Below are 14,574 nucleotides of genomic sequence, written 5' to 3' on the forward strand. Positions count from 1 at the left end.
CGGTGGCGGTACGGCCACCTGCGACGCGGAGGAGGGCCGGCTTCCCGGCATCGTCGCTGCCGTGCGGGTGACCACGCGCAGGTCCGCGCCGGGGCAGAGCGGCCCCGGCCCGCCGCCCCATGGCCGCCCCGGCCCGAGCGCAGGCGGCGTACAGGAGGGGGAGGCCCCCTCCGGCGCATGGCGTGCCGGTCCCCGCGGCCCCTCAGCCGGAGAGGCCGGCGAACCCGACCCGCGCCACCCGCAGCCGGCCGCGCAGCGTGAGCCGCAGGTCGTGCACGCCCTCGGCGGCGAAGGCGGCACCGAGGGTGGTGTAGTCGTACGGACCCGGGGCGGGCGCACCGGACGTGGCAGGAGTGACGACGGGTGTGCCGGGCGTGGCAGACGCGTCGGATGCGCCGGGCGTGCTGGATGCGTCGGGCGTGGCGGAGATGCCAGACGCGGCAGGCGTGGCAGACGTCCCGGGCGGCAGCGACAGCGACAGCGTCGCGAGCACCGGGCCGCCGGCGAGGGACACCTCCACCGTGCCCTCGCCCGCCGCCTCCACGGTCACCCGCGTCACGCCGGTGCCGAAGTCGCAGTGGCGGTAGAGGAGTTCGCCGGTGCCGCCGTCCGTCGCGGGGGTCACCGCGTCGCCCGACACCTTCGTGCGGTCCACGAGCGCGATGCCGCTGTGCTCGTCGAAGGAGGCCGCCTCCAGGCCGTGGGCGGCGACGGGGCGCGGGGCGGCCGGTTCGCCGTCGAGGACGACCGTCTCCCGCAGTCGGACGTCCTCGCTGGAGGCCCCGGCCAGCAGCTCGTACGGGCCCCGCTCCCGCCGCCACCGGCCGTGCGCCGCGTCCCAGAACGCGAAGGACGACAGGGGGAGGGTGAAGGAGAGCTCCGCGGACTCGCCGGGGGCGAGGGTGACGCGGCGGTGCGCCACCAGCTCGCGGCGCGGGCGCGGCACCGACGGGTCCGCGGCCCGCGTGTAGAGCTGGGCGACCTCGTCGGCGGTGACGGCGCCGGTGTTGGTGACGGTGAAGGAGACGCGCACCTCCGCGTCGTCGGCGCGGGCGCGCAGGTCCGTGTAGGAGAACGTCGTGTACGACAGGCCGTGCCCGAAGGGGAACAGGGGGGTGCCGTCGAAGTAGAGGTAGGTCTGGCGGCCGCCGATGACGTCGTAGTCGAGCAGGTCCGGCAGGTCGGCGTCGTCGGCGTACCAGGTCTGCGGCAGGCGCCCGGCGGGGGAGACGTCCCCGGCCAGCACCCGGGCCAGGGCGGTGCCCGCGGCCTGGCCGCCGTGCGCCGTCCACAGCACCGCCGGGAGCGCGGCCGGGTCGACGGCGTAGGGGTAGGCCGACACCAGCACCAGCGCCGTACGGGGGTTGGCGGCGCGGGCGGCGCGCAGCAGGCGCTCCTGGTGGGCGGGCAGGCGCAGCGTCGTGCGGTCCTCGGTCTCCCGGCCGTTGATGTGCGGGTCGTTGCCCGCCACGACCACGACGACGTCCGCCCCGGCGGCGGCCCGCGTCACCGCCTCCTCGCCGCGCTCGGCGACGACCACCTGGAAGACCTCGGGGGCCTCGGGGTCCTGCGCCTCGGCAACCTTCACGCCGTCGGCGGTCACACAGACGTGCCGTCCCGTCCCGAGGTGCCTGAGGAGGTGACCGTCCCCGTGCGGCTCCAGGCGGAACGTCTCCTGCACCACCCAGCCGCCGGGCTGGTCGGCCGAGGCGCGTACGTAGCCGTCGTCGGCGACCGACAGGTAGCGGCCGTCGGGGGCGCGCAGGGTCAGGACGTCCTCGCCCCAGTCGACGAGGGCCAGTTCGGTGCCGGTGGCGTCGGTGGTGAGCGGGGGCAGGTCGGTGCGGCCGGAGAGCAGCGCCGGGTCGAGGGCGCCCTCGGCGCCGCGTGCCTCGCCGGGGGTGTCCTGGGCCGCCGGCACGCTCAGGAACGCCCCGGCGGAGGTCTTGAGCAGGATCCGGTCCACGCCCTCCGCGAAGACGACCCGCTCGGCGCCGAACCGCTCGCGCAGGCCGTCCAGCGGAGTGGAGCGGTGGATGAGGGTGCCGCTGTACCAGTCGAGCTTGCACTCGTCGGCGAGCAGGCCGACGACGGCGATCCGGGCGTCCGGGGCCAGCGGCAGCAGGCCGTCGTTCTTGAGCAGGACGACCGCCTGCTCGGCGGCCTCCCGGGCGAGCGCGCGGTGCTCCGGGGTGTCGAAGGCGCCGTCCTCCTCGTACGCCCCCGGGCCGTCGAACTCGCCGAGGCGGAAGCGGACCGACAGCTGGCGGCGCACGGCCGTGTCGATGTCCGCCTCGGTCAGCAGGCCCTGTTCGAGGGCCCCGCGGACGCGTGCGGTGATCTTCGAGGAGTCCGTGCCGTGGTCGGTGAAGCTGTCCACGCCGGCCCGCAGCGCGGCGGCGGTCGCCTCCTCGTGGGTGTCGAAGTAGTGCTCGGAGTCGACCAGGTTGGACGGTGCCCCCGCGTCCGAGCAGACCAGCAGCTCCTGGTCGGTCCAGGCGCGCAGGTGCTCGCGCAGGTACGGCGAGACGTGGTTGGGGCGGCCGTTGACCAGGTTGTACGCCGGCATCACCCCGGCCACCGCGCCCGCCTCGACCGTCTCGCGGAAGGCGCGCAGGTCGTATTCGTGCAGCACGCGCGGGCGGACGGAGGACGAGGAGGTGTCCCGGTCGGTCTCGTTGTTGTGGGCGAGCCAGTGCTTCAGGACGGGGGCGGTGCGCCAGTACACCGGGTGGTCGCCGCGCAGGCCGCGGGTGTAGGCGGTGGCGATGGCCGAGGTGAGCTTCGGGTCCTCGGAGTAGCCCTCCTCGTTGCGGCCCCACAGGGGGTGGCGCAGCAGGTTGACGGTGGGCGCCCAGACGTTGAGGCCGACGCGGTCGTCCCGGGCGCGCATCGCGCGGGCCTCCCGGGAGACCGCCTCGCCGACGCGCCGTACGAGGTCCTCGTTCCAGGTGGCGCCCAGGCCCACCGCCTGCGGGAAGACCGTCGCCGGACCCATCCACGCCACACCGTGCAGGGCCTCCTGGCCGGTGCGGAAGGCGGCGACGCCGAGCCGCTCCACGGCGGGCGTGAACTGGTGCAGGAACCCGATCTTCTCGTCGAGCGTGAGCCGCGCCATCAGGTCGTCGATGCGCTTGCCGAACGGCAGGTGCGGATCCCGGAAGGGCGGCACGGACGGCGTGGATGTGGACACGTGGGGTTCCCCTTGCGATGGACTTGCGACAGATCGGCACGGCGCTTTCGAAGCGCTTCGATGCTCATGAGGCGTCACGGCCGTGTCAAGACACCGCGAGGTAACAACATCCGTTTTTCCCCGCGTTGACGACCCCTCGGGACGGTCCTGGCGTTCGGCGAATCTTGCGAACTCCCCTTGTGCACCCCTTGGTGTTCACTTAACCTCGCTGCAACATCGAAGCGCTTCGACTATGAGAGTCCCCCAGCACCGCGCCTCTCCTCCGCGGACCGCTTCAGCTCAGCCAGTTCCACTCGAGACACCGCAGCCGACGGCTCCACCGCCGGGTGTCCTGGTGCGCCATGAAGGGTTGACGCAATGACGCCGAACGCCGTCTCCGGCCCCAGCCGGAGGAACTTCCTCGCCTCCTCCGCGGTCGCCGCCGCAGCGGTGGCGGGCGGGATGCCGCTGCTCGCCGCCTGCGGCGGATCCGACGGGGGCTCGCGGGAGGGCACCACGTCCGGCAAGGACGCCGAGAAGCTGCTGCCGGCGTACGTGGCCAGCAACGTGGTCACCCCCGACATCCCCAGCAGGAACGGTTCCGCGGTCGGCTTCACCGGCAAGCTGGACATGGCGGACCTGAAGACCTCGGTGCCCGAGAAGCTCGGCAAGGGCGGCAGGGTCACCGTCATGTCGCCGTTCTGGGGCTCCCCGCCCAAGGGCGGCAACGCCTACTACCGGGCGATGAACGACCTCATCGGCGTCGACGTGCGGTGGCAGAACCAGGACGGCAACACCTACGACCAGAAGCTCGGCGCGGTCCTCGCCTCCAGCAACGTCCCGGACGTGGTGGTCGTCCCCGGCTGGAACATGACGGGCAAGATACCCAGCGCCGTCATCAGCAAGTTCGCCGACCTCGGCCCCTACCTGTCCGGGGACGCGGTCAAGGACTACCCCAACCTCGCGGCGATCCCCACGGACGCCTGGCGGCGCTCCATCTTCGGCGGCAAGCTGCGGGGCCTGCCCATGCCGTCCTCGTACGTCACCGGCATCGTGCCCCTGTACCGCAAGGACGTCTTCGACAAGGAAGGGTACGAAGTCCCCAGGTCGGCCGACGAGTTCCTGGCGCTGGCCAAGGAGATCACCAACGCCAGGGCCAAGCGCTGGGCCTGCCTGGACATGAAGTGGACCGCCTTCAACGCCTTCGGCGTGCTCTCCGGCGAGGAGAAGTCGCTCGGCTGGAACGAGGTCGACGGCAAGCTGGTCTACCGCATCGAGACCGAGGAGTACCTCGAGGCGCTGGAGTGGACGCGCAAGCTGTTCGCCGCCGGCGTCGTCCACCCCGACGCCGAGCTGGGCAAGAGCAGCGCCACCGACGCCGGACCCAAGTTCGCCGCGGGCGAGTTCCTCATCTACAACCAGGACATCTCGCAGTGGTGGAGCCGCACCGCCGAACAGGCCACGCAGAACCCCGACTTCAAGGTCTGGGGCATGGACGTCTTCGGCCACGACGGCGGCGAGCCGAGGCTGTGGGCCAAGAACCCGGCCGGCATCTTCGCCTTCGTCAACGAGAAGGCCTCGAAGGACGTGATCCGCGACGTGCTGGCCGTCGCCAACGTCACCGCCGCGCCGTACGGCACCAAGGAATACATGATGACCAACTACGGCGTCGAGGGCACCCACTACACCGTCAAGGACGGCGTGCCCACCAAGACCGACCAGGGCAACATCGACGTGATGAACGCCTACGTGATGATCTCCAGCCCCGCGGCGACCATCGCCCACCCCGACTTCCCCGAGGTCGCCAAGGGCCAGGTCGAGTGGCAGCAGCGGATGGGCGCCTTCACCAGGAAGTCGTCCTTCTACGGCATGCAGATCACCGAGCCCGCCCGCTGGACCAACCTCTCCAACGACTTCGAGCAGCTCGAGGACGACATCGTCCGCGGCCGCAAGAAGATCGGCGACATGCAGCAGGCCGTCTCCGAATGGCGGAGCAAGGGCGGTGACAAGCTGCGCGACTGGTACAAGAAGCTGCTCGACGAGAACGGTTCGGCGGCGAACTGACCGGCACCGAGGCGAGGAGATACGGCCGTGTCCCACAGCACGGTGCCTCGGAGCGGGACCGAGGCCGAAGCGACGAAGAAGACCCCGAGCGCGCCCGGCGGCGCCCCGGGGGACCGGAAGCGGAAACCGCCCGCCGGGAAACTGAGCCTGAAACTCCGGTTCAAGCGCGACCGCGTGCTGCTGCTGATGACGCTGCCGGCCGTCCTGCTGATCCTGCTCTTCAACTACCTGCCGATCCTCGGCAACGTCGTCGCCTTCCAGGAGTACGACCCCTACATCAGCGACAACGGGATCGTCTCCATCCTGAACAGCCCGTGGGTGGGCCTGGAGAACTTCCAGCGCATCTTCGAGGACTCCGCCTTCTGGAACGCGGTGGAGAACACGCTGGTGCTGTTCTTCCTCCAGCTCGTGCTGTTCTTCCCCATCCCCATCCTGCTCGCGCTGCTCATCAACAGCGTGGTCAGGCCCCGGGTGCGGGCGGTCGCGCAGGCCGTCCTGTACCTGCCGCACTTCTTCTCCTGGGTGCTGGTCATCGCCGTCTTCCAGCAGCTCTTCGGCGGCGCCGGCATCCTCTCCCAGCTGCTGCGCCGGCACGGGTACGACGGGCTGGACCTCATGTCCGACCCGAACACCTTCCCGCTCCTGCTCACCGCGCAGAGCGTGTGGAAGGACGCCGGCTGGGGGATCATCGTCTTCCTCGCCGCGCTGGCCTCGGTCAGCCCCGACCTGTACGAGGCCGCCGCGATGGACGGCGCCGGACGCTGGCGCCGCATGTGGCACGTCACCCTGCCCGCGCTGCGCCCGGTGATCGCCCTGCTGCTGGTGCTGCGGGTCGGTGACGCCCTCACCGTCGGCTTCGAGCAGATCCTGCTCCAGCGCGACGCCGTCGGACCGGGGGCGGCGGAGGTGCTGGACACCTTCGTGTGGTGGAACGGCGTGCGCAACCAGGACTTCGGTTACGCGGCCGCCGCGGGACTCGTCAAGGGCGTCGTCAGTCTCGGCCTGGTCCTGGCCGCGAACAAGGTGGCCCACCTCATGGGCGAGCAGGGGGTGTACAAGAAGTGACCGCAGTCGTCGACAAGCCCGCGCGCACTCCGGGCCGCTGGGCGGCCCCGCCCCGGCCGGTGTGGGAGGAGAGGCCCGGCCCGGCCGGGGTCGCCGGCAAGGGACTGGTGCTGGCCCTGGCCTGCCTGGCGATCCTGTTCCCGCTGTGGATCGTCGTCGTCACCAGCCTGTCCTCGCGCAGGACCATCGACGAGGCCGGCGGACTGGTGATCGTCCCGAAGGACATCACCTTCATCGCCTACCAGGAACTGCTCGGCGGCGGCCAGGTCACCCGCGCCGCGGTCATCAGCGTCCTGGTCACCCTCGTCGGCACGCTGTTCTCGATGACGGTGTCGGTGCTGTGCGCCTACGGCCTGTCCCGCAGCGGCTCCCTCGGCCACCGCTGGCTGCTGATGCTGCTGCTGGCCACCATGTTCTTCAGCGCCGGCCTCATCCCCACCTACCTGCTGGTGCAGTCGCTGGGGCTGACCGACAGCTACCTCGCGCTGATCCTGCCGAGCGCGGTCAGCGTCTTCAACATCCTGGTGCTGCGCGGCTTCTTCACGGGCATCTCCCAGGAGCTGATCGACAGCGCCCGCATCGACGGCGCCGGGGACTTCCGCATCCTGTGGCAGATCGTGATGCCGCTCTCCCGGGCGGTGCTGGCGGTGATCACCCTGTTCTACGCCGTCGGGTACTGGAGCGCCTGGTTCAACGCCTCCCTCTACCTGAACGACCAGGACATGATGCCGCTGCAGAACGTCATGATCCAGCTCGTGCAGAAGCAGGAGGCGCCGGTCGGCCTCGGCCAGGCGATCAAGACCGGTGAGCTGTCCGGCCTGGCCGTGCAGATGGCCGTCATGGTCATGGCCCTGCTGCCCGTCGCCGTCCTGTCGCCCTTCGTCCAGCGCCACTTCAAGAAGGGCATGCTCACCGGCGCGGTCAAGGGCTGACGCGCCGGGCCGGGCACCCCCGCCCCGTCGCGGCCGGCCCGCACCCGCCGGCGGCCGGCCGCGACGGTCCCACCCTCCCCGCACCTCGGCCGCGTTCCCTTCCTCCCTTCTCCTCCCCGCCCTCTCCCGCCCCCGAGCCGCACAGAACGAGGTATGTCATGTACGCGTCCCGTCTGAGTCGCCGCGCCGTTCTCGCCGGGACCGCGGCGAGCGCCGCGCTCACCGCCGTCCCGCTCGCCCCCGGGCGCGCACAGGCCGCCGGCGGCGCGGCCCGGGCCGCCGCCTACCGCTGGCGCAACGTCGTCATCGGCGGCACCGGCTTCGTCACCGGCGTCCTCTTCCACCCGTCCGCCCGCGGCCTCGCCTACGCCCGCACCGACATCGGCGGCGCCTACCGCTGGGAGAGCCGCGCCGCCCGCTGGGTCCCGCTCCTGGACCACCTCGGCTGGGACGACTGGAACCTGCTCGGCGTCGAGGCGATGGCCGTCGACCCCGCCCACCCCGACCGCCTCTACCTGGCCCTGGGCACCTACGCCCAGCCCTGGGCCGGCAACGGTGCCATCCTGCGCTCGACGGACCGCGGCGCCACCTGGCGGCGCACCGACCTCACCGTCAAGCTGGGCGCCAACGAGGACGGCCGCGGCACCGGCGAGCGCCTGCTGGTCGACCCGCGCGACAGCGACACCCTGTGGCTGGGCACCCGGCACGACGGACTGCTCAAGTCCACCGACCGGGGCGCGAGCTGGGCCCCGGTGCCCGGCTTCCCGCCCGCCCCCACCGCCACCGGCCAGGGCGTCACCCTCCTCGTCGCCGCGGGCCGCGCCGTCTACGCCGGCTGGGGCGACGCCGGCGGCACCGCGCCGAACCTCTACCGCACCACCGACGGCACCACCTGGCACCCCGTCCCCGGACAGCCGGCCGGCGCCGCCGCCCGGGTCCCGGTCCGCGCCGCCTACGACGCCCACGCCCGCGAGCTGTACGTGACGTACGCCGACGCGCCCGGCCCCAACGGCCAGTCCACCGGCAGCGTGCACAAGCTGCGCACCACCGACGGGACGTGGACCGAGGTCACGCCGGTCCGGCCGGGCGGTACGACGGCCGACGGCTCGGCGGACACCTTCGGCTACGGCGGCGTCGCCGTCGACGCCCGCCGCCCCGGCACCGTCGTCGTCTCCACCAACAACCGCTGGGCCGCGGTCGACACCCTCTTCCGCACCACCGACGGCGGCCGGACCTGGACCTCCCTGAAGGACTCCGCCGTCCTCGACGTCTCCGAGACGCCGTACCTGAAGTGGGGCGGCGACGAGCCCAAGTTCGGCTGGTGGATCCAGGCCCTGGCCGTCGACCCGTACGACTCCCGGCACATCGCCTACGGCACCGGCGCCACCATCTACGGCACGCGGGACCTGACCCACTGGGCCCCGTGGATCCGCGGCCTGGAGGAGGCGTCCGTCACCCAGCTGATCTCACCCCCGGCCGGGGCCGCGCACCTGCTGAGCGGCTCGCGGGACATCGGCGTGATGTACCACGAGCGGCTCACCGCCTCCCCCTCGCGCGGCATGGCGGCCGACCCCGTCTTCGGCTCGGCCACGGGACTGGCGCAGGCCGCGCGCAGACCGGCGTACGTCGTCCGGACGGGCTGGGGCGACCACGGCAACGGCGCCTTCTCGCACGACGGCGGGCGGACCTGGGAACCCTTCGCGGCCCAGCCCCCCCTCGCCAAGGACGCGCCGGGGCCGATCGCCGCCAACGCCGACGGCAGCGTGCTGCTGTGGTCCTTCGCGCACTGGGACGGCACGAAGTACCCGGCCCACCGCTCGGCGGACAACGGAACCACCTGGACCGAGGTCCCCTCCTTCCCCCAGGGCGCCACACCGGTCGCCGACCCGGTCGACCCGGCGCGCTTCTACGCCTACGACACCGGCACGGGGACGCTGTACGCCAGCACCGACGGCGGCCGTTCCTTCACCGCCCGCGCCACCGGCCTGCCGGCCGGGGACAGCCAGTACGAACTGGTCGCGGCACCGGGCCGCTCCGGCGACCTGTGGCTGAGCACGAAGGAGAACGGGCTGTACCGCTCCACCGACGGCGGAGCCGCCTTCCGCAAGGTCACCAGCTGCCGTACCTCGCACACCCTCGGCTTCGGCAAGGCCGCCGACGGCGCGCACTACCCGGCGATCTACCAGGTCGGCTCCCTCGACGCCGTCCTCACCGCCGTCCACCGCTCCGACGACGAGGGCAGGACGTGGGTGCGGATCAACGACGACGCCCACCAATGGGGCTGGACCGGCGAGACCATCACCGGCGACCCCCGCGTCCACGGCCGCGTCTACCTCGCCACCAACGGGCGCGGCATCCAGTACGGGGAGCCGGTCTGATGCCGAACCGCACCCCGAACCTCGGCGACGCCACCCGCGGCCGCCTCCTCTTCGGCGGCGACTACAACCCCGAGCAGTGGCCCGAGGAGACCTGGCACGAGGACGTCCGGCTGATGAAGGACGCCGGCGTCAACTCCGTCACCCTCGGCGTCTTCTCCTGGTCGAAGCTGGAACCGCGGCCCGGCGAGCGGCACTTCGGCTGGCTGGACCGCCTGATGGACCTGATGCACGGCAACGGCATCGGCGTCGTCCTGGCCACCCCCACCGCCTCGCCCCCGCCGTGGCTCGGCCGCCTCCACCCGGACACCCTGCCCCGCGACGAGGACGGCCACGTCGAGTGGTGGGGCGGCCGGCAGCACTTCTCCCACTCCAGCGCCGCCTACCGCCGCCACGCCGCCGCGATCACCGAGGCCCTGGCCGCCCGCTACGCCGGCCACCCCGCCCTCACCATGTGGCACATCAACAACGAGTACTGCACCTACGACTACGGCGACGAGGCCGCCGCCCGCTTCCGCACCTGGCTCCGGGACCGGTACGGCACCCTCGACGCCCTCAACACCGCCTGGGGCACCGCCTTCTGGAGCCAGGGCTACGGCGACTGGGAGGAGGTCGTGCCGCCGCGCCGCACCCACTACCTGAAGAACCCCGCCCAGGTGCTGGACTTCCGGCGCTTCACCTCCGACATGCTCCTGGAGTGCTACACCGCCGAACGCGACATCGTCCGCCGCCACACCCCGCACCTGCCGGTCACCACCAACTTCATGCCGCTGTGGTTCGGCCAGGACGCCTGGCGCTGGGCCGAGGAGGAGGACGTCGTCTCCGTCGACCTCTACCCCGACCCGCGCGACCCCCTCGGCGCCCAGCACGGCGCCCTGGTGCAGGACATGACCCGTTCCCAGGCGCACGGCCCCTGGATGCTCATGGAGCAGGCGACCGGGCAGGTCGGCTGGCGCCGCGTCAACCCGCCCAAGCCGCGGGGCCTGAACCGCCTGTGGTCCCTCCAGGCCGTCGCCCGCGGCGCGGACGCCGTCTGCTACTTCCAGTGGCGGCAGTCCCGGCAGGGCGCGGAGAAGTTCCACTCCGCGATGGTCGGCCACGCGGGGGAACGGGGCCGCGCCTTCCAGGAGGTCCGGCGGATCGGCGCCGACCTGGCGGCGATCGCGCCCGCGGTGGAGGGCCGGCACGTCCGGGCGGACATCGCGGTCCTGCACGACTGGCACTCCTGGTGGGCCGGCGCCCAGGAGGCCCACCCGTCCGCCCGGGTCGACTACCCGGAGATCCTGCGCGCCTGGCACCGCGCCCTGTGGGAGGCGAACCTGCCCACCGACTTCGCCCACCCCGAGCACGACCTCACGCCGTACGAGGTGGTGGTCGTGCCCCAGCTGTACGCGCTCACCGACGCGGCGGTCGACAACCTCCTCGCCCACGTCCGCGGCGGCGGCGCCCTCGTCTGCGGATTCCTGACCGGCGTGGCCGACCAGGACGACCGGATCCGGCCCGGCGGCATGGACGCCCGGCTGCGCGCCCTGTTCGGCATCCGCACCCTGCACGAGTGGTGGCCGCTGGAGGAGACGGAGAGCGCCGACTGCGGCGACTGGCGCGGCACGCTGTGGTCGGAGGAGATCGAACCCGACGGCACCGCCGACGAGACCCTCGCCTACCGGGGCGGCGAACTCGACGGGCTGCCCGCCGTCCTGCGCAAGGGCCGGGCCTGGTACGTCTCCACCCTCCCCGAGCCGCAGGCGCTGCGCACCCTGCTCACCCGCGTCGCCGCCGAGGCGGGCGTGCGCCCGGTGCTCGACGGGCTGCCGGCCGGCGTGGAGGCCGTCCGCCGCGGCGAGGCCCTGTTCCTCCTCAACCACGGCCGCGCGCCGGTGACCGTCGAGGTGCCGGGCACCCACCGCGACCTGCTGACCGGCGAGACCGTCACCGGCCGGGTCGCCCTCGGCCGCCACGGCGTCGCGGTGCTCGCCTCATGACCGGCCGCCTCGTCCACGGAACGTGGGAACCGGCCCCGGCCGCCCGCTGGGAGGACGCCTTCCTCAGCGGCAACGGCCACCACGGCGCCCTGGTGTACGGCGACCCGGACGACGACCGGGTCGTCGTCACCCACCACAGCCTCGTCCGCCCGGTCGGCGACGACGAGCAGCGCCGCCCGCCCCGGCTGGCCGCCGCCCTGCCCGCGCTGCGGGAACGCCTGCTGTCCGGGGACCTCACGGCCGCCGAGTCCTTCACCGACGGCCGCCCGCTGCGCTGGGTGCGGCCCTTCCACCCCGCCTTCCAGACCCGGTTGCGCAAACCGCCCGGCACCGGCCACGGGTACCGCCGCCGCGTCGACTTCGCCACCGGCGAGACGGAGGCCGTCGCCGGCGCATGGCGCAGCCGCGTCTTCGTCTCCCGCGCCGACGACGTCGTCGTCCAGCACGTCACCGCCGGGCACCTCTCCCTCGACCTGTGCCTGGACCCGCACCTGCCCGGCGCCCCCGCCCGCCTGGGCATCGCCCACGGAGCCGTCCTCACCCCCGAGGGCGCCCTGCTGACCCTGCGCGCCCGCTACCCCGGCAGCGACCTCGCCTGCACCGGCGTCACCCTGGCCGCCGTCACGGGCGGCACGGTGACGATCACACCCCCCGGCGTGCGCGTCGAGGGCGCCCGGGAACTGCTCCTGCTGACCCGCGTCCACCGCCACACCGGCGACCGGGACACGGTGGCCGACGGCCGCGCCCTGCGCGACCTGCTGACCGCCCGGCCGTACGACGACCTCCTCGCCCGGCACCTCGCCCTGCACCGCACCGCCTACGAACGCGTCACCCTGGACCTCGCCGCCGACCCGGCCGAACGCGCCCTGCCGGGCTCCGAACTGCTGCGCCGCCCCCGCAGCGCGGCGCTGGCGGAACGGCTCTTCGCGGCCGGCCGCTACCACCTGCTGTCCTCCAGCGGCCTCAACCCGCCCCGCCTGACCGGCCTGTGGACCGGCGACTGGGACACCGCCTGGTCCGGTGCCTTCACCGCCGACGCCAACCTCAACCTCCAGACGGCCTCCGCCGCGGCGGCCGCCCTCCCGGAGGTCACCGAGGCCCACGCCCGCCTCGTCCACCGGCAGCTCCCCCACTGGCGCGACAACGCCCGCGAGATCTTCGGCACCCGCGGCGTGGTCGCCCCCGCCCACTCCGACGGCGAGAGCGGGCACTCCTACCACTTCAACCGCGAGTACCCCCTCCACCTGTGGACCGCCGGCGCCGACTGGCTGCTCAAGCCGCTCGTCGACCACGACGACGTCCACGGCACCCGCGACCCGCGCACCGCCGCCGCCCTGGCCGAGACCGCCCGCTTCTACGAGGACTTCCTCACCCCCTCCGACGTCGACGGCCACGTCGTCGCCGTCCCCTCCTACTCGCCGGAGAACCGGCCCGCGAACGGAAGCTGGGGCGCGATCAACGCCGCCATGGACCTCTCCGCCGCCCGCCACGCCCTCCTCACCGCGGCCGACTACCACCCGGGCACCCCGGACGCCGACCGCTGGCGCGCCCTCGCCGGCCGGATCCCGCCCCACCGGATCAACGAGGACGGCGCCCTGGCCGAGTGGGCCTGGCCCGGCCTGGAGGACTCCTACGACCACCGCCACCTCAGCCACCTCTACGGCGTCTGGCCGCTGGACGAGATCAACCCCTACGACACCCCCGGCCCGGCCGCCGCCGCCCACCGCGCCCTGCGCCTGCGCGGCGCCGAGAACGACTCCGCGCACGGGCACCTCCACCAGGCCCTGATCGCGGCCCGGCTCCGCGACGCCCCACACGCCGCCCGCGCCCTGGCCGCCGTCCTGGAGGGCGACTACTTCCACGCCTCCTTGATGAGCGCGCACTACCCGGGCCGCGACGTCTACAACGCCGACGCCGCGCACACCCTGCCCGCCGTGCTGATCGAGATGCTCGTGCAGTCGACGCCCGGCCGGCTGGTCCTCCTGCCCGCGCCGCCGGCGGCGTACCCGAGCGGTGCGCTGCGCGGGGTGCGGACCCGGTTCGGGGCCACCCTCGACCTCACCTGGACCCCGCACGGCACCACCGCGGTCCTGCGCCCCACCCGCAGCCGCCGCGTCGAACTCCGGACCCCCACCGGCGCCGAACCGCTCGACCTCGTCGCCGGAGAGGACCGCGTCCTCACACTGCGGACGCGGTGACCCCCGTCATTCCCCCCACCCATGGAAGGGACACCATGGCAGCACCCCGCACGTCGAGCCGCATCGTCAAGGCCCTGCTGGCCCTGGCCCTGGCGCTCGGCGCCACGGCCGGCCTCGCCGCCGCCCCCGCCCACGCCGCCGTCTGGAACTCCTGCGACCAGTGGGGCAACACGACCCTGAACGGCTACACCCTCTACAACAACATCTGGGGCTCCGGCGCCGGCAGCCAGTGCATCTGGGCCGACTCCGGCACCAGGTGGGGCGTCCGCGCCGACCACCCCGGCACGGGCGGCATCAAGTCCTACCCCAACGCCAAGAAGGTGATCAACAAGCCGATCACCTCGCTCACCTCGCTGACCAGCAGCTACAACGTCACCGTCCCGTCGTCCGGCGCGTACAACACGTCGTACGACATCTGGGACACCGACTACGACTACGAGATCATGCTCTGGGTCAACCACAACGGGGCCGTCGGCCCGCTCGGCACCGCCCAGGGCAGCGTCACCCTCGGCGGCCACACCTGGAACGTCTACAAGGGGAACAACGGCGCCAACGAGGTCTTCTCGTTCCTGCGCACCTCCGACTCCACCTCCGGCACGGTGAACATCCTGCCGGTCCTGAAGTGGATCAAGGACACCAAGGGCTGGATGGGCAACGAGACCATCGGCGACGTGCAGTTCGGCTACGAGATCACCTCGTCGCCCGGCGGGCTGGACTTCACCACCGACAACCTGACCGTCAGCGGCGGCTGATCCCGCCCGCCGCGGGGGCCGGTCCCGCCCGGGA

General features: G+C 73.1%; 8 protein-coding genes. 7 read left to right on the forward strand and 1 reads right to left on the reverse strand.

What is annotated here, in order from left to right:
- Positions 1-202 precede the first annotated feature (202 nt).
- A complete protein-coding gene (locus tag ACSU6Z_RS21690; protein ID WP_437047949.1) occupies positions 203-3,193 on the reverse strand; it encodes a glycoside hydrolase family 3 C-terminal domain-containing protein in 2,991 nt (996 codons plus the stop codon).
- Positions 3,194-3,550: 357 nt separating this feature from the next.
- Here ACSU6Z_RS21690 and ACSU6Z_RS21695 point away from each other — a divergent pair, with 357 nt between their 5' ends.
- From ACSU6Z_RS21695 to ACSU6Z_RS21725, 7 genes are all read left to right on the forward strand, one after another.
- On the forward strand, positions 3,551-5,236 hold the full coding sequence (locus tag ACSU6Z_RS21695; protein WP_437047950.1) for an extracellular solute-binding protein: 1,686 nt from the start codon (positions 3,551-3,553) through the stop codon (positions 5,234-5,236).
- A gap of 27 nt (positions 5,237-5,263) precedes the next feature.
- The gene (locus ACSU6Z_RS21700; RefSeq protein WP_437047951.1) at positions 5,264-6,301 is read left to right on the forward strand and encodes an ABC transporter permease; all 1,038 of its coding nucleotides are present in this window, start codon (positions 5,264-5,266) and stop codon (positions 6,299-6,301) included.
- Positions 6,298-7,233 (forward strand): carbohydrate ABC transporter permease, encoded by a 936-nt coding sequence (locus ACSU6Z_RS21705; RefSeq protein WP_437047952.1) that lies wholly within the window; start codon positions 6,298-6,300, stop codon positions 7,231-7,233. Before ACSU6Z_RS21700 ends, ACSU6Z_RS21705 begins: the two co-directional genes overlap by 4 nt.
- A 158-nt stretch (positions 7,234-7,391) precedes the next feature.
- A complete protein-coding gene (locus ACSU6Z_RS21710; protein WP_437047954.1) occupies positions 7,392-9,611 on the forward strand; it encodes a 1,4-beta-glucanase in 2,220 nt (739 codons plus the stop codon).
- Entirely contained in the window at positions 9,611-11,590 is a 1,980-nt protein-coding gene (locus ACSU6Z_RS21715) for a beta-galactosidase (protein ID WP_437047956.1), read from the forward strand. The genes ACSU6Z_RS21710 and ACSU6Z_RS21715 overlap by 1 nt, the downstream gene beginning before the upstream one ends.
- Positions 11,587-13,788 (forward strand): glycosyl hydrolase family 95 catalytic domain-containing protein, encoded by a 2,202-nt coding sequence (locus tag ACSU6Z_RS21720; RefSeq protein WP_437047958.1) that lies wholly within the window; start codon positions 11,587-11,589, stop codon positions 13,786-13,788. Before ACSU6Z_RS21715 ends, ACSU6Z_RS21720 begins: the two co-directional genes overlap by 4 nt.
- A 35-nt stretch (positions 13,789-13,823) precedes the next feature.
- A complete protein-coding gene (locus ACSU6Z_RS21725) occupies positions 13,824-14,540 on the forward strand; it encodes a glycoside hydrolase family 12 protein (protein WP_437047960.1) in 717 nt (238 codons plus the stop codon).
- The last annotated feature ends 34 nt before the right edge of the window (positions 14,541-14,574 follow it).

This window comes from Streptomyces sp. enrichment culture (assembly GCF_964273145.1).
Taxonomy (GTDB): Bacteria; Actinomycetota; Actinomycetes; order Streptomycetales; family Streptomycetaceae; genus Streptomyces.